Genomic DNA, 19,897 nt, shown 5'->3' on the forward strand with positions numbered 1-19,897 from the left:
GGGGTTGGGAGTTCAGCATGTCCGCACAGTTCACGTTTCCGCGCGCCGCAGGCGGCGTCCCCACGATGAGCCGGCGGGCCGTACTCGGCCTCGGGCTCGGCGCCGTCGGGGCGGCCCTGACCGGCTGCGGATCCGGTGGCGCGAATTCGTCCGGCACGAAGAAGGCCGCGGCGCCGCCGCCGACGTACGTCGCACCGCCGGTGTATCCCGGGGCCGTCGTTCCGGACGTGCCCGGCGTCCCGACGGCCTATCCCTCGATGCCGAAGAAGCTGACCAGGACCGTTGCCGAGATACCGGGCCGCGGCGGCGCCGTCCGGCATTTCCACCTGACCTGGGGTCCACCGGCGACCCCGCTCGCCGACAATCGGTGGTGGCAGGGGCTCAACGAACGTCTCGGCATCGACTTCAAGGTGACGGAGGTGTCGGCCGGCAACTACGACGCGAAGTTCGCCACCATGCTGGCCGGAGGCGATCTTCCCGAGGTCGTGCAGCTGACCTTCTCCGCGGGCTGCCTGAAGGCCATCAAGCAGGGCGCGTTCGCCGATCTGAGCGAAACCCTGTCCGGCGACAAGGTGCTGGAATTCCCCAACCTGGCCAACGTCCGTACCGAGCAGTGGCAGGCCTGCACCATCAACGGCGGGTTGTGGGGCGTGCCGATCGACGTGCCCGTCGAGCTGCTCGAGTTCCGGTACCGCAAGGACTGGGCGGAGAAGCTCGGCTTCGCCAAGCCGCCGGCCGACGCCGACGAGACGGCCGAGCTCCTGGTCGCGATGACGAAGGGGAACCCGGAGGGGTCCAAGAAGACCTGGGGGCTGACGGCATTTCCAGGGATGGCCCTTGAACTGGCCTACGGCATGTTCGGCGTACCCAACAACTGGAGGTACGAGGGCGGCACGCTCACCCACGCCATCGAGACTCCGCAGTTCGAGGCGGCGATCGGCTGGCTGGTCAAGCTGTGGAAGAACGGCGGAATGCATCCGGACGCGCTGGCGCTGGGAAGCCAGACCGACCGTTACCGGGCCTTCGTCGTACAGGGCCAGGTCGGCATGGCGGTGGACTCGGCAGCGAACTTCCACCGCCCGAACTCCCAGTACGGCAAGGTGGTCGCCAAGCTGGACGGGGCCTTCGCCGCGTTCATTCCTCCTGGTCATGACGGGTCGAGCAAGGCGGTCTTCCGGAAGTCGGCAGGAGTCTTCGGCATCAACGCGATCTCGGCCAAGGCCGCCGAGGACAAGGATCGACTGGCCGAGATCCTCCGGCTGTTCAACTGGCGGCGCGGACCCGTGGGCAGCGAAGAGTGGTACTACCAGGGCTGGGGAGCCGACCGCGACTACTTCACCCGTGGGGCCGATGGGGAGCCGGTCGCGGTCGAGGGCACCAACCTCGATGCGGACAAGGGAGCCATCGGCTACGGACTGACACCGCAGAGCTGGATCTTCCCGACCGCCAAGGAGTGTGTGGAGACCAACTCCCAGATGGTCCGCCAGTCGGTCGCCAGCCCGGTCGAAGGACTTCAGTCGGACACCCAGGACGCGCGCGGCGCCCAGCTCGATCAACTCTTCGCCACCTACGTCAATCAGATCGTGGTCGGCTCCCGGCCGCTGAGCGACATCGAGAAGTACCGCCAGGCCTGGCGCAGCCAGGGAGGCGACCAGATTCGCCGCGAGTTCGAAGTGCGGCTGAAGGGGAGTTGACCCTCACTCTCTCCACCTCTTTCACCTCAGAAGGGAAACGACATGACAGTGAGTCGACGGGCCGCGCTTACAGCCGGTGTGCTGAGCGGCGCCGCGGTGTTGACGGCCGGCGGCGCCTCGGCGGCGCAGGCCGCATCGAGCGGGCGCGGCCAGAATCCGTCGGTCGCGGGTGAGTCGGACAGCGTCCGCAAGCTGCGCCGACTGCTCGACCTTGCCGCCCGCGGCGACCGGAGCCTGCAACGTGACGCCGGTGGGCGTTGCGTCGTGGTCGCCCCGACGGGCGTCCACGTGCTGAAGCGGCCCCTGGTGATCGGCGGGAACACCACGCTGCGGGCGCACGGTGCGACCTTCACCTCCGACATGGCGGTCAAGCCACAGACGTACTACAAGGACACGAACCAGCACTCGCCGGAGCCGACCTACCCCGATTCGTTCGTCAGTGTCGCGGCGGTGAACTCGCGTGAGGCGACGTTATTGATCAACGACGTTCGCGACGACTGCACCGGCTACCAGGCGCCCGGCAACATCCGGGTGGAGGGCGGCATTTGGGACCCGACGGCGCACTTCGTTCGGAACGCGGCCGGTGATGATCGCGCTCGGGCGACGGCCGCGCCGCCGATGAACGCGATCACCTTCGAACACACGCACCACGTCGAGCTGTCCGGGGTCACCGTACGCAACGTCAAGTGGTGGCACGGGATCGAGTTGAACGCCGTCCGTACCGCGACCGTCAGCGAATGCCGGCTCGAAGGCTGGGTCGAGGCGCCGACGGCCGGGCTGTGGCACGGTGAGGCGGTCCAACTCGACGTGGCGACCGCCGGCACCACCTGGGGCGGAGTCGCCGACAACACTCCGACCACCGACATCCGGATCACCGACAACTACTGCGGTGCATCGCAGGACTATCCGGGCTGGGGCAAGATCATCGGCTCGCACACCGGCGCCCCCGACGCGGTGCACAGCGACATATGGATCGAACGCAACCTGATCGAGAACGCGAAGTGGGACGCGATCGGACCGATGAACACCTCCCGGGTCGTCATCCGAGAGAACACGATCAGGTCGAGCTGGGGCGGCGTCTATGTGAAGTCGATCAGCCCGAATCCGAACGAAACGGTCGACATCATGGGCAACGACATCACGCTGGTCGACGGGTCGACCCGTCCCGCGGTCGGCGTGAACGCCACCAACGCCCAGCTGCCGGTCAGCGACGTCGCGGTCTACGCGAACACGGTCCGAGGTGGTGGGTTCAGCTACAGCGCGAACGTCACCTTCAGGCGCGAGCCGCAACGGTGATGTCACACGACGGCGGCGAGCCTGGCAGGACCGTCCATCGTCGTGTATCTCGTCTTCGGTCTCCCGCACCGACCAGGGCCAGATCTCAGCTCCCCATATGAGAAGAGGGACCTGGTGCCGGACCCTGTTCGGCACGCACCGCCGCCGGGCACGTGCCTGCGACGCCTGCCCGAGCCGGACAGGCCCCAGACGTCACATGGCCGACCAGGGGTCGCCGTCGAGCGGGGTGAGCTCGAACACCGGGTGGCGGCCGGCCTCGGCGATGAAGTCCTCCACCGGAGAGTCCCTGGTGGCCTGGAAATACGGTCGGGCGGGGGCCGAGAAGCCCACATAGCGCTTCAGGACGGGTCCGGCCTCCATGGGCGCGAGTTCCCGGATGGTGTAGGCGCGTGTGGTGAACCGGCGGCGCAAGATCACCTTTCCGGCGGCGCGAGCGTTGAGCACCCAGGAAACCGCCCCATAGGGGGCGACCAACCAGCGCCTGCCCTCGTGTTCGACGAGTGCCACCGGCTGGGTGCGCAGGCGGCCGCTCTTGCGGCCCCGGGTGGTCAGGAGATAGCCACGGGGGATCAGGCCCGCGCGGATGAGCACACCGACGATCGTGTTGCCCGCCCGGACGATCCGGCCCGCAGGGTACGGTTTTGTCGGCCCGGCGGCCCTGCCGGAGTGGCTGGCGGCCATGTCATGCACCTTTCATCGGTCGTGTCATGGGGGCGGCTTACAGAGCGGCCATCGGCATCGTCGTCTGCTCGCTTCGGCTTCACCGGAAGCGATCAGCGTGTCTGCCGGCCCACTCGGCATACGTGTTCGGCGGGCCGCCGGTGGCCTGGTGTACCCCCGGGAGGATCGGGGCGGTCGTGCCGGAGGCGGCGGCCAGAACGCCGATCATGGCATCCGCGACCGCGGGTGGATGGTGGGCGACGAGGGCTGTACGGAGTTCCTCCGGAGACAGCTCGGCGAAGCGGAGGGGCCGCCCGAGAACCTCGCCGAGGATCTCAACCCGTTCGACGGTGGTCAGGGGTTCCGGCCCGGACAGTTCGTACGTGTGGCCCGCGCGGTCGTCGTCCAGCAACGCGGCGGCGACAACCGCGGCGATGTCGTGTTCGTCGACCGGTGCCAGCGAGGCGTCAGGGAAGGCGTTGTACACCGTGTCCCCGGCACGGATCGAGGGCGCCCATGACAGGTCGTTGGCCATGAACGCGGTCGGCCGGACGAACGTGCAGAGCATGCCGGAGGCGCGTACGGCGTCCTCATTGGCTCGATGCTGCCGCTCGATCAGGCTGGGCCCGCCGGGGAGCGTCGCAGAGGACAGCAGGACGATCCGGCGTACGCCGGCCTCGCGCGCGAGCGCCAGCAGGTCGGCGACGGGCCACCCGGGCACGGGGAGCAGGTAGGCCACATCCACACCCTCGAACGCCGGCTCGACGGACGCCGCCACCCGGAGATCGCCGAGCATGGCCACGGCACCGCCGGGCAGCTGAACCTCGTCGGGACGTCTGGTGAGCGCCCGCACGGTGGCGCCTGCCGCGGTCAGTTCGTGAACGACCCGGCCGCCTATCCGGCCGGTGGCCCCGGTTACAAGTATCACGTTCCTGTTCCTTCCTCAGATGTTCAGCAGGGCGATGCTGTAGGCGACGATCCAGGCGGCCCAGCCGAGCCAGCCGAGCAGGCCGGTCACCGCGATGCGGTTGGTGCCGTCGGCGTTGTACGGGGCGGCCGTGGAGGAGATGAACAGCAGGGCCGCGCTGATCCAGCCCAGCCACGCGTGCCAGGAGGGGATGAACGCGAGGCTCGCTCCGGCGGCGGTGAAGCCGAGCACCGCGATGGCCAGGAAGACCTGGTTGAACCCGAACAGGACGTTGCCGAACGCCCACAGTCCGGCCACCGAGCCGCGGTGATGCCGGGCGGCCGCGGCCGCCCCGAACCGCAGCGATTCGACCACCATGAAGGTGGCGTTCTGCATGAGGACGCCCGCGAAGCCGACCAGGGCCCAGGCGTTGCCGCCGGTCTGATCGCCTCGCCAGAGCGCCGCGAGCAGCCCGGCGGCGAACACGGTGGTGAACAGCCAGGAGGCCGGGACGAAGACCGAGGGCGCGTTGATCCGCTTGCCGACGCCGGCCAGCGCGTCGGTGACCGCGTCCAGGGATTGGCCGGAGGTGGGCTGCGGGAGTCCGGCGCGGACGTAGATGACGTTGATGATGATCGCGAGCAGGACGAATCCGATGCCTGCGACACCCGCCAGACTGGTGGTGGTCACGGTGACCACCAGTTGAGTTGACGAAGCATATATTGAATATAAGTCACGGAAAGACGGGGTGCAATCATGGAGAACGAGACAGGGCGGCGCCGCTACAACTCACTGCGCCGCGTGGCGCAGGCGAAGCAGACGCGAGCGGAGATCGCCGACGCCGCGCGCCGGCTGTTCCTGTCCCAGGGATGGGCGGCGACCACCGTGCGCGACGTCGCCCGGGAGGCGGGGGTCGCCGTTCCGACCGTGTACGCGGCGTACCAGAACAAGGCGGGGCTGGTCTGGGCGCTGGCCGACGCCGCGGACCTGGCCGCGGGCGTGCCCCAGATGATCGACGAACTGGAGGCCACCTCTGACCCCCGGCGGCATCTGGCCGCGATGGCCGGCTACGACCGGCGTCTTTTCGAGCGCGCGGGCGATCTCATCGTTCTGATACGTGACGCGGGCCGTACCGAGCCCGATTTCGCGGACTTCTATCTGCGGAGCCGGAGGCAGGTCGGCGAGCACCGCACTCAGGTGTTCTCCTCCTGGCCGGACGGCACGCTCCGCCGCGGCCTGGACGTCCCCACCGCCATCGACATCTACGCCGCCCTGTGCAACATCGACGTCTACACCACCCTCCGCGTCGAACGCTCCTGGTCGCCCGACCGGATCGAGTGCTGGTGGGGTGAGGCGCTGGCCCGCGAACTGCTGAGCCGTCCGACCGGCACCCCATGAGATCAGATGCTCAGCAGGGCGATGCTGTAGGAGAGGATCCAGGCCCCCCACCCGAACGCGGCGATCAAGCCGGCCAGCGCGAAGCGGCTGGCGCCGCCGATGGTGTACGGAGTCAGCGAGGAGAAGACGATCATCAGTCCGGCGGTCAGATATCCCAGCCAGGTGTGCCAGGCGGGGATGATCCCGAGGCTCGTTCCGGCGACGGTGAAGCCCAGTATCGCAGTGGCCAGGAAGATCTGGTTGAAGCAGATCAGCGCATCGGTCAGCCTCCACAGGCCCATTACCGAGCCGCGGTCATGGACGGCGGCCGAGGTCATCCCGAACCTGAGGGCCTCCGCCGTGGTGAAGACGACGTTCTGCATCAGGACGCCCGCGAAGCCGACCAGGGCCCATGCATCTGTCTCCATGTCGCCGCGCCACAACGTCGACAGCAGCCCGGCGGCGAAGGTCGTGGTGAACGCCCAGGCGACGGGCACGACCACGGAGAGCCTCTTGAGGCGGCCGCCGATCGTGGCGAGGGAGTCGGTGATCACCTCCATTGACTGACCCGCTGCCGGCGCCGGGAGACCGACACGGATGTAGGCGAAGTTGAGGACGATCAGCATCAGAACGAACCCGACACCGCTCGTGGCCGCCAAGGTAGTGATGGCCATCGCCACCTCCTATTGATTTTACGTCTCCTCTATTGAATATTACACAGGTAAGGTCGGCGGGCGACCATAACGGACGTCGGTGGATGGTTCTGCGCAGGCGGTCGTGGATGGAGCGCACGATTCAGGCGGAGTGTGATCCAGCGGTCGTCGTGCGTCCGCGTCGAGCCGAAAAGCATGGTCCGCCGGCCGCGCTTGGTCGAGGTGGTTGTGATCGCCGGCCAACCGCGCTGTTTCCGAACCCGGTGGAACCCCCCCGATGGCCACCGACGACAGTCGGCTGCATTGAGCAGTTCCAGTTGTGCCGCGTGGTCCTGGGCGCGGTTGGCGCTTCGATGTGTACGGAGCCTTGGCCGACCTGTTCCAGCAGTTGGGGCCGGCAGCGTCAACGTGATGGCGAACCCCGAGACGTTGATCGTCTCGATTCTGATCGCGCTGGTCGGTACCGCGCTGTCATTGGCCGTCACCGCAACCCTCGCCTACGCGCTCACCAGGACCCGGCAGGTCCTGGGGGTCCGGCCGGCCCTCTATCTGGGTCCTGCTCACAATGATCTTCAGGGCCGACATCATTCCGAACTACCTGGTGGTGAAGGCGTTCGGACTGCTCGACTCCTACTGGTCGCTGATCATCCCCGTGCTGGCGTCCGCCTTCAACGTGGTGGTGATGCGGAACTTCTTCATGCTTAACGACTCCTCGAAGTGGCCGATTCAGCTGGTGCTGAACTCGTACGTCCTCCAGGGCGCATCGTCGAGCTCGATGAACAACACCGAGATGTACCACCTGCCCTCCAGCCAGTCGGTGCAGACCTTCACCTCCGACATAGCGGTCAAGCCACAGACGTACTACAAGGACACGAACCAGCACTCGCCGGAGCCGACCTACCCCGATTCGTTCGTCAGCGTCGCGGCGGCGAACTCGCGCGAGGCGACGTTATTGATCAACGACCAAGTGGTGGCACGGGATCGAGTTGAACGCCGTCCGTACCGGATCCCTGCGTTGACGGGGGAGGAGCCCACGGCGGCGAGAGATCAGGGGGCGGTTGGCAACTGTCTCTTGTGCTCGGTGAGCTCGTAGCGGCGGACGATGACCTCGAAAGTGGCCTCATCGACCGGCTTGCCTTCCAGAAAATCGTCGATGTCGTCGTAGGTGACGCCGAGCACCTCCTCATCGGGCCTGCCCGGGTTCAGCGTCTCCAGGTCTGCGGTCGGGGTCTTGTCGATCAGCGTGGGCGGCGCACCGAGCGCCTGTGACATGGCCCGTACGCGGCGCTTGGTGAGGCCGGTGAGCGGGACCACATCGGCCGCGCCATCGCCGAACTTGGTGAAGAAGCCAGAGACCGCCTCGGCAGCGTGATCGGTGCCCGCCACCAAGCCTTCGTGTGCTCCCGCCACCGCGTATTGAGCAATCATGCGCTGCCGGGCCTTGATGTTGCCGTGCAGGAAGTCCTGGTGGTGCGCGTCCCGGAACACCATGCCGCCGGCCAGCACCGCCTCCAGCGCTGCGTCACTGGCGGGCTGCACATCGACGGTCAGCACCCGGTCGGGCTGGATGAACTCGAGGGCGAGCTGTGCATCCTGCTCATCAGCCTGGACTCCGTACGGCAGCCGCATCGCCAGAAAGGTCGAGTCGCGCCCGGCGTACCGGACCCGCTCGACCGCGAGCTGACACAGCCGGCCTGCGGTCATGGAGTCCAGACCGCCGCTGATGCTCAGGACCAACGAGCTCCGTCTCGTGGAGATCAACTGGTCGGTGAGGAAAGCCACACGGCGCTCGATCTCCTGCCGTACATCAAAGGACGCGCTCACCTGGAGATCTCGGGCGATCTCCTGCTGCAGGGACATGGAAACCTGGTCGGTCATGGTGCTCCTCCGTCTGGACTCGTGGGCATGGCCCGCATGGGCCGCTGCGGCGCGATCACGGGCCACAAGGGGATGTTCTCGTGGGCGGCGCCCCCGCCCAGCGTCACGACGGTTATCACCTGACACCCGACCGCGGATGCACCGACCGGCTCCGGATCCACAGCGAACACGCACCTCATGCCGGGATCGGGCGGGAGCGCCGACGGTGGGCGCCGGGTGGGACGCCGATCTGCCGCATGAAGGCGCGGCGCATGGTTTCTTCGGTGCCGAACCCGCTGTGACGGGCCACGACTTCCAGGCCCTCGGTTGTGGTTTCCAGCAGCAGGCGGGCGGCTTCGACGCGGGCGCGTTCGACGTCCTTGCCGGGGCTGAGCCCGACTTCGCGGCTGAAGATCCGGGTGAAGGTGCGGGTGCTGGTGGCCAGTCGGGCGGGCGCGAGCTCCGCCCCGTGGTCCTGCTCGATGAGGGACAAGGCCAGATCCACCCCGGCGCTCACGCCCGCCGCGGTCACGATCGGCGGGTCCTGGACGAAGATCGCATCAGCCTCGACCGTGACGGCGGGATAGGCGGCGGCCAGCTCCTCGCGAAAACGCCAGTGCGTGGTGACGTGACGCCCGTCCAGCAGGCCGCCCTCGGCCAGCACGAACGCGCCCGTGCACATCGCCCCCACCCGCCTGGCCTGATGCGACAGACGCCGGACATGCTCGACCAGCTCACGCTCCAGCATCGCCCGCCGGCGACTCAGCCCTCCGGCCACCATGAGCGTGTCCAACGGACCCGCGACATCCGCCACATCCACATCCACCCCCATGCGCATCCCGCACGAGGTCCGCACATCACGCCCACCGGCCGAGGCCAGCCACACCCGGTACCCGCCGCCGGGCACGTCGATGACATCGCGCATCACCCACCCCCGCACTTCACAACATGTCTGATCAGCCGTCGTGTACCTGGACCCGCTCGCTCTGAGCGGCCAGCCGGGCCCGCAGCAGCGGTGCCAGTTCCCGGTCTCGCTCGGTTTCGGCCGGCAGCGCCTCCATGAGTGACCGCATGCGCTCCTCGATCAGCGGTGCCACGTAGCGGTCGGTGTGCACGTACAGCTTGTCCGCCAGAATCGCCTCCAGCACCTGGTCCCCGACCACGTCCGGGTCGAGCCCGTAGCGTTGGAGAAGGGCGTGCCCCTCCTCGGCGGACGGGTCCTGCCGCTCCTCGGCTCGAGCGCTGTTGAGGGTGACGTTCGTTCGCACGAGTCCTGGGCACACGACCGTCACCCCGATGCCGTTCGCTATGAGCTCTGGCTGGATTCGCAGCGACTCCGACATGCCGACCACGGCGAATTTCGACGTCACGTACGTGACGTTGGTGGTGGCGATCAGCCCTGCCCCGGAGGCGGTGTTGACGATGTGCCCCGGCCCGCTTCGGTCCAGCATGCGTGGCAGCACGGTCTGCACGCCGTTGATCACGCCGCCGAGGTTGACGTCAAGCACATGGTCCCACTGCTCGTAGCGCAGAGCCCTGATCGGTGTGAGGAAGCCGAGCCCGGCGTTGTTGCAGAGCACGGCGATCGGGCCGAGCCGGTTCTCCGCGGCGTCGACGACGCGGGTGAACGCGTCCCGATCGCGGACGTCGAGCGGGAAGACCGCCACGGCCGAACCGTCGCCCGCGAGCGCCAGCAGTTCCCGCTTCGCCGACTGCAGTCGCTCCTCATCGAGGTCGGCCAGCGCGAGACGGGCGCCTGCCCTGGCGAACGCGCGGGCCATGCCGAGCCCGATGCCTTGGGCGCCTCCGGTGATGAACACGGTTCGGCCTGCTAGATCCTTCATGGCGCCTCCTGCTCGTGACAGTGACTCTCACTTTTACTGTAGTGCATGTAACTGTCATCTGAAAGTCACTCCCAAATTTCGGCTAGGCTGTTGCCATGTCTGAGGAGCCCCGGCTGCGAGAGCGGAAGCGTCGAGCAGCGATGCGCCATGTCCAGGCGGTGGCGCTGGACCTGTTCGACGAGCATGGTTTCGCCGCCGTCACGATCGAGCAGGTCGCGGCGGCGGCCGACGTTTCACCAAGCTCGGTCTACCGCTACTTCGGCACCAAGGAAGGGATCATCCTGTCCGGTCCCGACGAGGGTCTGGTCAGCGAACTGCGAGAGCTGTCAGCCGAGGGCCGCCCGATGATCGAGGCGCTACGCCGTACGGTCGCGTTGTTCGTCGCCACCTCGGCCGGTGACACGGTCGACCGGCGGAGGGTGCGTTACCTGATGGAGGTGCCGTCCGTCCAGGCGGCGGTGGCTCATCGGTTCTTCAGCGACACCTCGGCGGTTGCGGATTATCTCGCCAGGCAGATGGGCCGTCCCGTACATGATCTGGAGGTTCAGATCATGTGCGGGGCACTGTACGGCGGGATAATCGGGACGCTCCGGCACTGGCACACCACGAACTACGCGGAGCCGCTGGGCGACTTGCTGGACAAGACCCTGACAGCCCTGGAGAGGGGTTTCCGCGTGGACCGCCACTGAGACGAATGCAGCAGCCGGGTCCCCGCATCTGGCCGCGGACGAGCACGCCGACGATCGTGTTGCCCGCCCCGCCGTGAAGGGAAGTCGCGGTCCGCGCGAGAAGCTGAGCTGACATCAAGTGCATGGTGAAGTACGTCGGCTTTTCGACGTACTTCAGGATAGTTGGTCGGGCGCAGCAGACTCCTTGTCGCCGGGAGATCCGAGAGGGCCGGTTTCCCTCGGGAGGCCGGCCCTGCCGGGTGCGTTGGGGCCGGGAGAGATCTCGCCCTCCGCGGCCGGCCGCAGCCCGGATCGGCGTCAGCCGCAGTGCTCCCATGGCGAGGTGTACTGCGTGCTACCGTAATCGCCGCCCCACCTGATGCATTTGCCGGCCGCAGACATTTTCACGGGGCCGGCGTAAGTCGAGTAGTGGCCCGGGTCGTTGCGCCACACATCTCCCACCCTGATGACGGCGTCGACGTAGGTGTTATTGGGGCTGTCCTTCCAGGTGACCACGCAGTTAGTGGAACCGTTGTACATCAGGTAGACGGTGGCGCGGCCCAGGTCATGCTTGTCGATCACGTGATAGGAACCGCCGCCGCAGGCCGCGACCGGTGACGAGGCCGCCATCGCCGGACTGCCGGCGGCGAGGGTTCCGGCAAGCGCCGCCACGGTCGCGAACGCGACCGCAGCGCCTTTCTTCCATGTGCGCACAGAAATACTCCTGATAGATCGTCCGATAAACGTGATGCTCTGCAGGTCGCCTGCCGACGGGTCGGGCATTGATGTACACGCGCGTCCCATGGCACCGTGGCCTCGCGGAAAATGGCTGGACAGAGCGCACGCCAATGTCGGCTGGTTGGTTATTTAGCGAAAAAGGTTCTAGCACACCCGGCATGTGACGGTCAATCAACAGAAAAGGATCCCATCCGAGCGGCCGAACCTTAGGCGAGTTCACGCGCGGCCAGATGATCGACGTTGCGTCGGACGAGAACCGACCATACATCCTGAGCGAAGGACGCGTAGCCCACCTATTCGGCCACGCCGCCGTGGACTCCTCTTTCGTCGGCCGTCTCCATGATTGGATTGTTTTCTCGTGAGCGGCCGCGAGTCAGGCATGGAGTCAGAAGTCAGCCGTAGCCCTGGGGCGAAATTATCGAACGAATGCAGCGGCAGGCCCCGCCCAGCCGCGGCCCTGAGCCTGAAATCCACGGCATGATTCCAGGTGATCGTTCTCCGGTCCATTTCCATGAAGGGCCGGTCAAGCCGTCCGTCACGCGGGGTGGATCATGGATGGCGGCGAAGGCGTTCATCCGGGCGGGCACGCTGATGAGTCGGCGGTGCGGGGTGGCCCCGCCGGCGCCGGGGTGGAATGCATCCGGAACGCGATGATCAACGCCGGGATGACGACCACGGCCATGGCCAGGAAGGCGTCGGAGAAGGCAGCGCCTTCGTGCCCGGAGTGCAGGGGGTTGATGGCGCCGCTGCCGCTCTGCTGTCTTGCGGTCACCAGCACACCGAACAGGGCGGGGCCGGTACCCGCGCCAAGAAACTGGGCTCCTTGCAGGATCCCGAGGCCGGCGCCGACCTGGTCGGCCGGCAGCGCGCTTGCCACGGCGCTGATGATCGGTGTCATCACGCAGACGAACCCGACGCTGAGCCCGAATATCCCGACTCCAGCGGGGATCGCCGACGTGCCTCCCGCGAAGGTCGACAGGAACAGCGCGAACACTCCGACGGCTGCGAGGCCCGTAAGCACCAGGAGCCGGGTGCCGATGCGATCGGCGAGGCGGCCGATCAACGGAGAGACGATGGCGACGGCCACCCCGGCCGGGATCATGACCAGGGCCCCGGCCCCCGGTTCGAGACCGTTGACGTCAACCACCAGGAGCGGCACGAAGACCAGGCCGCCGAGGTTGATGATCATGGCGAGGAACGCGACGACGACCCCGGCCCGGTAGATCTGATGGGTGAACAGCGCGGGCGGGATGAACGGCTGCGCGCTGCGGGCGGTGCGCCACCCGAAGAGCGCGATGGCCACGATCGCCACCACGAGGCTGCCCCAGGACGTGGGTGCGGTCAGGCCGGCGACCTGTGCCTGGGTGATGCCGAAAAGGATCAGGCCGGCGCCGAGGCCCAGGAGGATGCCGCCGGGAAGATCGAACCGCTCCGCCCCGGCCGGGGCCCCGCCCGGTAGCACCCGCAGCGTCACGGGAAGCAGCACGCACGCGACCGCGAGCATGAGCCAGAACAGCGCGGGCCAGCCGAGGAACTGGCCGATCCCGCCACCGACAGCCGGTCCGGCGGCGGTGCCGATGCCCGCGGCCGCGGAAACGACGCCGATCCCCATCCCCCGCTTGTCCTCCGGCATCAACCTGGTGACGGCGATGATGGAGAGCACCGGGATCGCGGCCGCGCCCACCCCCATCACGATCCGCCCGAGCACGAGCACGAGGAGATCCGGGGCGAGCGCGCAGATCAGGCTGCCGGCGGCGTATGCCAGCAGGGCGAAAGCGAAGAGACGCCGCAGGCTCACCCGGTCGGAGATGCGGCCGTAGAAGGGGATGCCGACCGAGAACGTCAGCAGAAACCCGGTGACGACCCACGCGAGCTCCGCCTCGGAAGCCCCGAACTCCGCTCCGATCGACGGGAGCACGAGATTGACCATGTCGCTGGCGATGACCGTGGCGAGCATCGCCGGCAGGAGCACTGCCAGCAGGGCCGGCCCTGAGCCGGTTCGTTCGGTTGCGGTCGACGTGGGTGTCATGCGACGCGTCCTCCGTGCGGCAATACTGCCACTGAAGCAGTTACAGTTAGGGCAGAAAGAAGGGCGGAGGGCGTGCCTCCGCCAGTGCTCGGCTAGCGATTCGGTGGTGCGAGCTCACGCTCGGCGGCCAGCACCTGCTCGACCAGGTGGGCGATGGTCGTCCGGCCGAGCCGTTCCTTCATGGCCTGTTCCGCGTCCCGGAACTCCACCTCGAGCAGGTTTTGCATGTGGCGCCCGACCTCGCATGCATCGCTGGCCGGATGGGCGTGCCGCGACAGGATCGGCCCCTCCTCGACGGCGCCGTAGGCGTCGTGGAGCGTGATCTCGCGCGGGGCGCGGGCAAGGGACCAGCCGCCGCCACGCCCCTCGGTGGACCATACCAAGCCGGCGTCCCGCAGGCTGCCGAGGATGCGCCGCACGAGAACCGGATTGCTCGCCAGGCTGTCCGCGATCTCCGCGGAGGTCAGTGAGCGTTCCCAGCGCGCCAACATCGTGAGCGCGTGAATCGCGACCGCGCTCCTGCTGCTGAGACTCACCCGCACCCCTTCGCGCTCCGCTGCATGCGGATTGAACTGTAATGAGGCTAGTTGCAGTTTGATCGCTCGTCAATCCAGAAGGTGCGTCGGCGTGGATGCTCACCGCGCGCGTGCCGGGGAGGTGGTCAGAGCTCGGCGAGGATTCCCGCGACCAGGGCCGCGCGCTCGGGCAGGGTGGACAGCACGATCCGCTCGTGCAGCGCGTGCGCGCCCGCCCCGAGGGGACCGAACCCGTCGAGTGTGGGCAGGCCCAGCGAGCCGGCCGTGTTCGTGTCGGCGGCCCCCGCGGCGGGTTCGGCGGCGATGTCCTGGCCCAGCCGCTGCCCCGCCGTGCGTACGGCGGCGCTGAAGGGGTCGTCGGGGCCGTCGGAGGTCCAGGTGGGCCTGCTGGACAGGATCTCCGCCCGGACCCGCGCCCCCTCGCGCACCGGCGCGAGGGCGGTCAGCTCGGCGAGCACCGCGCTTTCCACGGCGGCGTCGGCGAAGCGCAGCCCGATGTCGGCCGAGGCGCGTTCGGCCACCACGTTGGTCTTGCCGCCGCCCGACAGCGCGCCGACGTTGCACAGGACTCCTTGGGAATGCCTGCCGACGACCTCGCGCACCCTGACGAGCTGGTCGACCAGCTCGTCGATCGCCGAGATCCCCTTCTCGGGGTCGAGCGCGGCGTGCGCCGCGCGCCCGTGCACGCTCAGCCGCAGCCGGGTACTGCCGCGCCGCCCGCGCTTGAGCGCGCCGCCGGGGTGCGGGGACTCGAAGCCGAGTGCGGCGAACGCGCCCTCCGCGCGTTCCCTGACCAGGGCGCTGGACGTGGGGGAGCCGATCTCCTCGTCGGCCACCACGACCACGCGTACCGGCCGGTGCCGGACGCCGGTGCGCGCGGCCACTTCCAGGGCCGTCTCCATGACCACCAGGCCGCTCTTCATGTCGAAGGCGCCGGGCCCGTGCGCGAGGGTGCCGTGCTCGGCCGACTCCGTCACCTGCCACGGCATCGGCCCTGCCAGATGGCCTTTCGGCCACACGGTGTCGTGGTGGCCGATGAACAGCAGCGGAGCCTCGTCCGCTCGTCCGGGGGAGCCGGGGAAGTCGGCCGTGACGTGGTCGCCGGTGGGCTCGGCGACCCGGCGGGCGACGCCGCCGAGCTCGGTGTAGCGGGCCACCAGCAGGTCGGCGAGCGCGTTGAGCGCCTCGGCGTCGCCGGTGGGGGTCTCGTGCTCCACGTAGCGGCGCACCCGTTCCGCCATCTCCGCCGCGCGCGCCCGGGCCGCCTCACGAAGCCCGGTGACCGGGGTGCCCGCCGCACCGTCGTGGGGGGATCCGACGCTGATCATCTGCTGTCCTCGGGGGTTGGAGGGCAGGCGACCCGGCGCGGGCCGCCCCTGCGTTGCAGAGCATGATACGTGACGTATATCCGTCGCGATGGCCCGGCTGGGGTGTGGCTTCAGCGTCTATTTCGCGATTATTCGCAGCTCAGACAACATTGACAGCATTGACGGCATCTTGATACCTACTCTAGATGCGACTTTAAGGTACGAATCCCCGACATCACCCTCGTTCGCTGCAGGAGCACCCCGTCCTCATGACGTCAACCACAACGCCCGTGGTCAGGACCCTCACCACCCCGGACGAGCTCGGTCAGGCGACCACGCTCTACCGGGACGTGTTCGGCTACACCGACCTGCGCCAGGGCGCCAGCCCGCGGCTGCTCACCGCCCTGCGCGACAACGGCGGCTCCGTCGTCGGCGCGCGTGACGGCGACCGCGTCATCGCCTTCGCCTTCGGCTTCCAGGCCACCGACGGGACCAGCTCCTACCACTACTCCCAGGCGGCCGTGGTCCACCCCAGCCACCAGGGTTGCGGCCTGGGCCGGGCGCTCAAGTCGGCCCAGCGCGAGGTCGCGCTGGGCTGGGGCGTCACCCGGATGCGTTGGACCTACGACCCCCTGATCGCGCGTAACGCGCACTTCAACCTGGATGTGCTGGGCGCGGTCGCACGCTGGTTCCACGGCGGCTTCTACGACGACGGCTCCGACCGCCTCCTCGTCGACTGGGATCTCGGCATCGCTCCGGGAGCCCGCGTACCCGCCCAGGATCCCCCCGCTGACCTGGGCGACTGGGCCCGCCCTGTCCCCGACGGCGACCGGATCTGGTTGCCGATCCCGTCCGACTTCACCGCCCTCGCCAAGCGAGACCCGCTCCACGCGGCACGGGTGCGCACCGATCTGGCAGCCGTACTCGGACCGCTGATGGATGACAAGTGGGCGGCCGTGTCCTGCGTGCCGCACACCCCCCAGACCGCCCTTTACCGCTTGGAGCGTGCCCTGTGACGACAGGCGACCTCGAACTCGCCCATGCCGAGAACCGGAGGCTGAGCAGCCCCGGCGAGCGCTTCGGCGCCCGGTTGCAACGCCGCTCGTCGGCCGAGGCGTTACAGCAGAAGGTCATCGAGCAGGAGACCCGCAATCTCGGCGAGGCCCTGGAGCGGATCACCGCCGACGGATCCGCGACCCGGGCCGCCGCCGCCGTGGTGGCCGCGCGGCGGCGCTTCGTCACCGGGTACGGCAAGTCGTTCGCCTACGCCTCGCTGCTGGCCACCGACCTGTCCGCCGGACTCTCCCACGTCACCCTCGTCGACGGCGCCGTGGTGCGGGTCCTCGACGTGCTCAGCGAGGTGAGCCAGAACGACGTGCTGGTCGCGGTGTCGCTGCGCCGATACCGCCGCGAGACGGTCGTCGTCGCCAGGCACTTCGCCGAGGCCGGCGGCGCGGTGGTGGCCATCACCGACGACGCGCGGGCGCCCCTGGCCTCCATCGCGGCCGAAACCATCGTCGTACGGACCGACAGCGCCTCCTACGCCGACTCGCCCACGGCGGTCGCCGCGGTCGTGCACCTGCTGACCACCCTGGCCACCGCCAGTTCGAAGGGCGCCCGGCGCAGGCTCGCGGAGCGCGACCGGCTCAGCCACGCCCTCGGCAACTATCTGGAGGACTGAACCATGCGCATCGTCGAAGCGTCACTGCACCTCGTGCGGCTGCCGCTGGTGCACGCGTTCCAGACCAGCTCCCATCGTAAGACCCACCTGGATCACATCCTGGTACGGCTGGTGGAGGAGTCGGGAGCCGAGGGGTGGGGCGAGATCGCCTCTCCGTCCGACCCCTTCTACTGCCCGGAGACCACCGAGACCTGCTGGCACATCGCCGAACGTTACCTGCTGCCCTCCGTCGTCGACGCCGTCTGGGAGCACCCGGCGGAGTTGCCCCGGCTGTGGCGCAAGGTACGCGGCAACCGCTTCGCGATGGCGGGCGTCGACGCCGCCGGCTGGGCCCTGTGGTCGGAGACCCGCGGCGTCCCTCTGGCCAAGGCGCTGGGCGGGACCCGCAGCGAGGTCGTGGCGGGGGTGTCGCTGGGCATCGAACCCACCTACGACGCACTCCTCGACCAGGTACGCCGCCAGGTCGACGCCGGTTACCCGAGGGTCAAGCTGAAGATCGCCCCCGGCTGGGACACCGAGCCGGTACGGCTGGTCCGCGAGGCCTTCCCGGACCTGGCGATCCACGTCGACGCCAACGGCGCCTACGGCGAGACGGCGGAGGAACTCGCCGTGCTCCGCGGTCTGGACGACTTCGGGCTGCTGATGATCGAGCAGCCGTTCGCGCCGCGCAACCTGGTCGCCCACGCCGCCCTGCAGCGCGGCGTGCGGACGCCGGTGTGCCTCGACGAGTCCGTCGACACCATCGACGACCTGCGCACGGCGCTCGCGCTGGGAGCCGGCCGGGTGCTCAACATCAAGGTGTCGCGGATGGGCGGGCTCACGGCCGCCGTGGCGGCCCACGATCTCGCCCGGGAGCACGGCGTGGACGTGTGGTGCGGCGGCATGCACGAATTCGGCATCGGCCGCGCCGCCAACGTGGCCCTCTCCAGCCTCCCGGGATTCACCCTTCCCTCCGACGTGTCGGCCTCGGCCAAGTACTACGCCCGCGACGTCGTCCAGCCGGAGGTCGTCGCCGACCAGGGCGTCGTCCGGGTACCGGACGGGCCTGGACTGGGCCACACCGTCGACGCCGCCTTCATCGGCGAGAACCGGCTGAAGGAAACCACGATCGCCGCCCCCGCCACGTCCGCCCGTCGCGGCTCCCCACCCGCAGCGGGCCCTGCCACGGCGGGATCAGCTGCCTGAACCCCGCGCAGAGAGAAAGCACATGAGCACCTCCTCCGGCACCTCCCCCAAGAACGACACCAACGCCTACGCCGTCGAAACCTCCCCCGGGCGCCGCAGGCTGACCAACATCATCGCCCTGATCGGCCTGGTCGCCTCGGTCTGCGCCGGTTTCCTCGCCAACGGCCCGACCCTCTGGGGCCTGCTGCCGATCGCGCTGTACGCACTGCTGTCCCTGCTCGGCATGGACATCGTGATCGCCACGGTCATCGCCCTGCTGTCGGGGGTGCTGGTCGCCCAGATGCCGCCGCTCGACGTCGGCGCGCTGCTCGGAGACTCCCTGGCCGACCAGGTGACGATGATCGGACTGATCATCATGCTGGGGTCCGGCGTAGGCGAGATCCTGAAGGTCACCGGCGTGGCCGCGACCATCGTGCGCGGGGTCATGCGCGTCGTGGGCGAGAGGAGCCGCTCCGCCGTGATCCTGGGCGTCATGGTGGCCTCGTTGCTGCTGGTGGCCAGCCTCGGCACGCTGGCAGGCGCGCTCGCCATCGCGGCTCCCATCCTGCTGCCGATCACCGCGCGAATGGGCTTCACCCGGTCGGCGACCGCGTCGATGATGTTCATCGGCGGCTGCGCCGGGTTGACCGTCGCGCCTTTCGCGGGGTCCAACGTGGCCATCATGGACGCGGCCGGGATCGGCTACCTCGGTTACCTGGGCTACGGAGCCGCACCGCTCGCGGTGCTCTCGCTGATCATGGGGCTCATCGTGGTCCCGTGGATGCAGCGCAGGACCGAGCGCGCCGACGACTTCTACAGCGAGGCCGAGGTCGGCGCGGCGACCGACGCGGACGAGCCGGCCGCGGGCACGGGCCGGGCCACGGCCGCCTTCCTGATCGTGCTGCTCGCCAGTGTCGTCTACGCGACCGTCACCATGGCGGGGACGGCGTTCCCGCTGCTCGCCCTGCCGGTGCTCGGCGTCGTCACGGGCCTGGCGAGCGGCCTCGGCCCCAAGGAGATCATCGAACATCTCTACCGGGGCGCATCCCGGCTGATCAGCATCTTCCTGCTCTTCTGGCTGCTGGCGGGGCTGTTCATCACGATCGACAAGCTCGCGCCCTTCAAGGTGATCCTGGACATGTACGGCGAGAGCCTGGCGGGCAGTTCCCCCTTCGTGTTCACGATCCTCATCGCGCTGCTCGGCTGGGTCGGCGTGCCGGGGGCGACGGCGGCCCAGGTGGTGCTGCTCGACAAGGTCTTCGGCGACCTGGCCGCCCACATCGGCGTCGGCGTCGGCGCGTGGACGGTCGTGCTGCTGTTCGCCTCCAAGGCCGACACCTACGGCCCCTTCCCCAACGGCAACATGGTCGGCGCGATGGGCCTGGCCCGCTCCTCGAACCTGCCGAACATGATGATCACTGGGTGGCTGCTGCTGGTCCCGGCCTGCCTGATGTACACGGTCATCCTGCTCCTCCTGTCCCCATGA

20 protein-coding genes are annotated in these 19,897 nt (G+C 68.7%); 9 read left to right on the plus strand and 11 right to left on the minus strand.

Going from position 1 to position 19,897, the window contains the following annotated elements:
- Positions 1–17: 17 nt before the first annotated feature.
- Both ACZ6SA_RS36680 and ACZ6SA_RS36685 read left to right on the plus strand, forming a co-directional pair.
- Positions 18–1,694 (plus strand): extracellular solute-binding protein, encoded by a 1,677-nt coding sequence (locus tag ACZ6SA_RS36680; RefSeq protein ID WP_347648714.1) that lies wholly within the window; start codon positions 18–20, stop codon positions 1,692–1,694.
- Positions 1,695–1,736: 42 nt separating this feature from the next.
- On the plus strand, positions 1,737–2,990 hold the full coding sequence (locus ACZ6SA_RS36685; RefSeq protein WP_465833404.1) for a glycoside hydrolase family protein: 1,254 nt from the start codon (positions 1,737–1,739) through the stop codon (positions 2,988–2,990).
- A gap of 192 nt (positions 2,991–3,182) precedes the next feature.
- Here the strand turns inward: ACZ6SA_RS36685 and ACZ6SA_RS36690 are convergent, their stop codons facing one another.
- The 3 genes from ACZ6SA_RS36690 to ACZ6SA_RS36700 all read right to left on the minus strand — a co-directional run bounded on the left by ACZ6SA_RS36690 (position 3,183) and on the right by ACZ6SA_RS36700 (position 5,247).
- Entirely contained in the window at positions 3,183–3,671 is a 489-nt protein-coding gene (locus ACZ6SA_RS36690) for a nitroreductase family deazaflavin-dependent oxidoreductase (RefSeq protein WP_347648716.1), read from the minus strand.
- A 79-nt stretch (positions 3,672–3,750) separates the two neighbouring features.
- The gene (locus tag ACZ6SA_RS36695) at positions 3,751–4,578 is read right to left on the minus strand and encodes an NmrA family NAD(P)-binding protein (protein ID WP_347648717.1); all 828 of its coding nucleotides are present in this window, start codon (positions 4,576–4,578) and stop codon (positions 3,751–3,753) included.
- A 15-nt stretch (positions 4,579–4,593) separates the two neighbouring features.
- Positions 4,594–5,247: a hypothetical protein gene (locus tag ACZ6SA_RS36700; protein WP_347648718.1), complete on the minus strand. Its 654-nt coding sequence runs from the start codon at positions 5,245–5,247 to the stop codon at positions 4,594–4,596.
- 66 nt (positions 5,248–5,313) lie between these two features.
- On the opposite strand from ACZ6SA_RS36700, the gene ACZ6SA_RS36705 reads away from it, so the two are divergent.
- The gene (locus tag ACZ6SA_RS36705) at positions 5,314–5,955 is read left to right on the plus strand and encodes a TetR/AcrR family transcriptional regulator (protein WP_347648719.1); all 642 of its coding nucleotides are present in this window, start codon (positions 5,314–5,316) and stop codon (positions 5,953–5,955) included.
- Between the two features lie 2 nt (positions 5,956–5,957).
- On the opposite strand, the gene ACZ6SA_RS36710 is transcribed toward ACZ6SA_RS36705, so the two are convergent.
- Positions 5,958–6,608, minus strand: a complete 651-nt coding sequence (locus tag ACZ6SA_RS36710) for a hypothetical protein (RefSeq protein WP_347648720.1) — start codon at positions 6,606–6,608, stop codon at positions 5,958–5,960.
- Between the two features lie 544 nt (positions 6,609–7,152).
- Here ACZ6SA_RS36710 and ACZ6SA_RS36715 point away from each other — a divergent pair.
- Positions 7,153–7,680 carry a hypothetical protein gene (locus ACZ6SA_RS36715; protein WP_465833407.1) on the plus strand — a complete coding sequence of 176 codons (528 nt, stop codon included), beginning with the start codon at positions 7,153–7,155 and terminating at the stop codon, positions 7,678–7,680.
- On the opposite strand, the gene nadE is transcribed toward ACZ6SA_RS36715, so the two are convergent.
- From nadE to ACZ6SA_RS36730, 3 genes are all read right to left on the minus strand, one after another.
- Positions 7,635–8,465 carry an ammonia-dependent NAD(+) synthetase gene (nadE, locus tag ACZ6SA_RS36720; protein WP_465833409.1) on the minus strand — a complete coding sequence of 277 codons (831 nt, stop codon included), beginning with the start codon at positions 8,463–8,465 and terminating at the stop codon, positions 7,635–7,637. The two genes, ACZ6SA_RS36715 and nadE, sit on opposite strands and share 46 nt — an antisense overlap.
- A 175-nt stretch (positions 8,466–8,640) precedes the next feature.
- On the minus strand, positions 8,641–9,369 hold the full coding sequence (locus ACZ6SA_RS36725) for a GlxA family transcriptional regulator (protein WP_465833412.1): 729 nt from the start codon (positions 9,367–9,369) through the stop codon (positions 8,641–8,643).
- Positions 9,370–9,400: 31 nt separating this feature from the next.
- Positions 9,401–10,288, minus strand: a complete 888-nt coding sequence (locus ACZ6SA_RS36730; RefSeq protein ID WP_465833414.1) for an SDR family oxidoreductase — start codon at positions 10,286–10,288, stop codon at positions 9,401–9,403.
- A 95-nt stretch (positions 10,289–10,383) separates the two neighbouring features.
- On the opposite strand from ACZ6SA_RS36730, the gene ACZ6SA_RS36735 reads away from it, so the two are divergent.
- Complete coding sequence (locus tag ACZ6SA_RS36735; RefSeq protein WP_465833416.1) at positions 10,384–10,977, plus strand: TetR/AcrR family transcriptional regulator; 594 nt, start codon at positions 10,384–10,386, stop codon at positions 10,975–10,977.
- Positions 10,978–11,274: 297 nt separating this feature from the next.
- On the opposite strand, the gene ACZ6SA_RS36740 is transcribed toward ACZ6SA_RS36735, so the two are convergent.
- From ACZ6SA_RS36740 to ACZ6SA_RS36755, 4 genes are all read right to left on the minus strand, one after another.
- A complete protein-coding gene (locus tag ACZ6SA_RS36740) occupies positions 11,275–11,670 on the minus strand; it encodes a spore-associated protein A (protein ID WP_465833418.1) in 396 nt (131 codons plus the stop codon).
- A 595-nt stretch (positions 11,671–12,265) separates the two neighbouring features.
- Positions 12,266–13,723, minus strand: coding sequence for an MFS transporter (locus tag ACZ6SA_RS36745; protein WP_465833420.1), 1,458 nt, complete (start codon positions 13,721–13,723; stop codon positions 12,266–12,268).
- A gap of 92 nt (positions 13,724–13,815) precedes the next feature.
- A complete protein-coding gene (locus tag ACZ6SA_RS36750; protein WP_465833422.1) occupies positions 13,816–14,259 on the minus strand; it encodes an Rrf2 family transcriptional regulator in 444 nt (147 codons plus the stop codon).
- Between the two features lie 125 nt (positions 14,260–14,384).
- The gene (locus tag ACZ6SA_RS36755) at positions 14,385–15,587 is read right to left on the minus strand and encodes a M20/M25/M40 family metallo-hydrolase (protein WP_465833424.1); all 1,203 of its coding nucleotides are present in this window, start codon (positions 15,585–15,587) and stop codon (positions 14,385–14,387) included.
- A 248-nt stretch (positions 15,588–15,835) separates the two neighbouring features.
- On the opposite strand from ACZ6SA_RS36755, the gene ACZ6SA_RS36760 reads away from it, so the two are divergent.
- The 4 genes from ACZ6SA_RS36760 to ACZ6SA_RS36775 are packed head-to-tail and all read left to right on the plus strand — an operon-like array spanning position 15,836 to position 19,897.
- On the plus strand, positions 15,836–16,582 hold the full coding sequence (locus tag ACZ6SA_RS36760) for a GNAT family N-acetyltransferase (RefSeq protein WP_465833426.1): 747 nt from the start codon (positions 15,836–15,838) through the stop codon (positions 16,580–16,582).
- Positions 16,579–17,247, plus strand: a complete 669-nt coding sequence (locus tag ACZ6SA_RS36765; RefSeq protein ID WP_132332880.1) for a MurR/RpiR family transcriptional regulator — start codon at positions 16,579–16,581, stop codon at positions 17,245–17,247. Before ACZ6SA_RS36760 ends, ACZ6SA_RS36765 begins: the two co-directional genes overlap by 4 nt.
- A 3-nt stretch (positions 17,248–17,250) precedes the next feature.
- Complete coding sequence (gene menC / locus ACZ6SA_RS36770; RefSeq protein WP_465833428.1) at positions 17,251–18,432, plus strand: o-succinylbenzoate synthase; 1,182 nt, start codon at positions 17,251–17,253, stop codon at positions 18,430–18,432.
- A gap of 22 nt (positions 18,433–18,454) precedes the next feature.
- Entirely contained in the window at positions 18,455–19,897 is a 1,443-nt protein-coding gene (locus ACZ6SA_RS36775) for a Na+/H+ antiporter NhaC family protein (RefSeq protein WP_347648732.1), read from the plus strand.

It is taken from the genome of Nonomuraea sp. NPDC049378 (assembly GCF_055586745.1).

Coding starts and splice junctions, on each gene's coding strand:
- ACZ6SA_RS36680 (WP_347648714.1), top strand. CDS start 18: ATGTCCGCACAGTTCACGTTTCCGCGCGCCGCAGGCGGCGTCCCCACG.
- ACZ6SA_RS36685 (WP_465833404.1), top strand. CDS start 1,737: ATGACAGTGAGTCGACGGGCCGCGCTTACAGCCGGTGTGCTGAGCGGC.
- ACZ6SA_RS36690 (WP_347648716.1), bottom strand. CDS start 3,671: ATGGCCGCCAGCCACTCCGGCAGGGCCGCCGGGCCGACAAAACCGTAC.
- ACZ6SA_RS36705 (WP_347648719.1), top strand. CDS start 5,314: ATGGAGAACGAGACAGGGCGGCGCCGCTACAACTCACTGCGCCGCGTG.
- ACZ6SA_RS36710 (WP_347648720.1), bottom strand. CDS start 6,608: ATGGCCATCACTACCTTGGCGGCCACGAGCGGTGTCGGGTTCGTTCTG.
- ACZ6SA_RS36715 (WP_465833407.1), top strand. CDS start 7,153: ATGATCTTCAGGGCCGACATCATTCCGAACTACCTGGTGGTGAAGGCG.
- nadE (WP_465833409.1), bottom strand. CDS start 8,465: ATGACCGACCAGGTTTCCATGTCCCTGCAGCAGGAGATCGCCCGAGAT.
- ACZ6SA_RS36725 (WP_465833412.1), bottom strand. CDS start 9,369: ATGCGCGATGTCATCGACGTGCCCGGCGGCGGGTACCGGGTGTGGCTG.
- ACZ6SA_RS36730 (WP_465833414.1), bottom strand. CDS start 10,288: ATGAAGGATCTAGCAGGCCGAACCGTGTTCATCACCGGAGGCGCCCAA.
- ACZ6SA_RS36735 (WP_465833416.1), top strand. CDS start 10,384: ATGTCTGAGGAGCCCCGGCTGCGAGAGCGGAAGCGTCGAGCAGCGATG.
- ACZ6SA_RS36745 (WP_465833420.1), bottom strand. CDS start 13,723: ATGACACCCACGTCGACCGCAACCGAACGAACCGGCTCAGGGCCGGCC.
- ACZ6SA_RS36755 (WP_465833424.1), bottom strand. CDS start 15,587: ATGATCAGCGTCGGATCCCCCCACGACGGTGCGGCGGGCACCCCGGTC.
- ACZ6SA_RS36760 (WP_465833426.1), top strand. CDS start 15,836: ATGACGTCAACCACAACGCCCGTGGTCAGGACCCTCACCACCCCGGAC.
- menC (WP_465833428.1), top strand. CDS start 17,251: ATGCGCATCGTCGAAGCGTCACTGCACCTCGTGCGGCTGCCGCTGGTG.
- ACZ6SA_RS36775 (WP_347648732.1), top strand. CDS start 18,455: ATGAGCACCTCCTCCGGCACCTCCCCCAAGAACGACACCAACGCCTAC.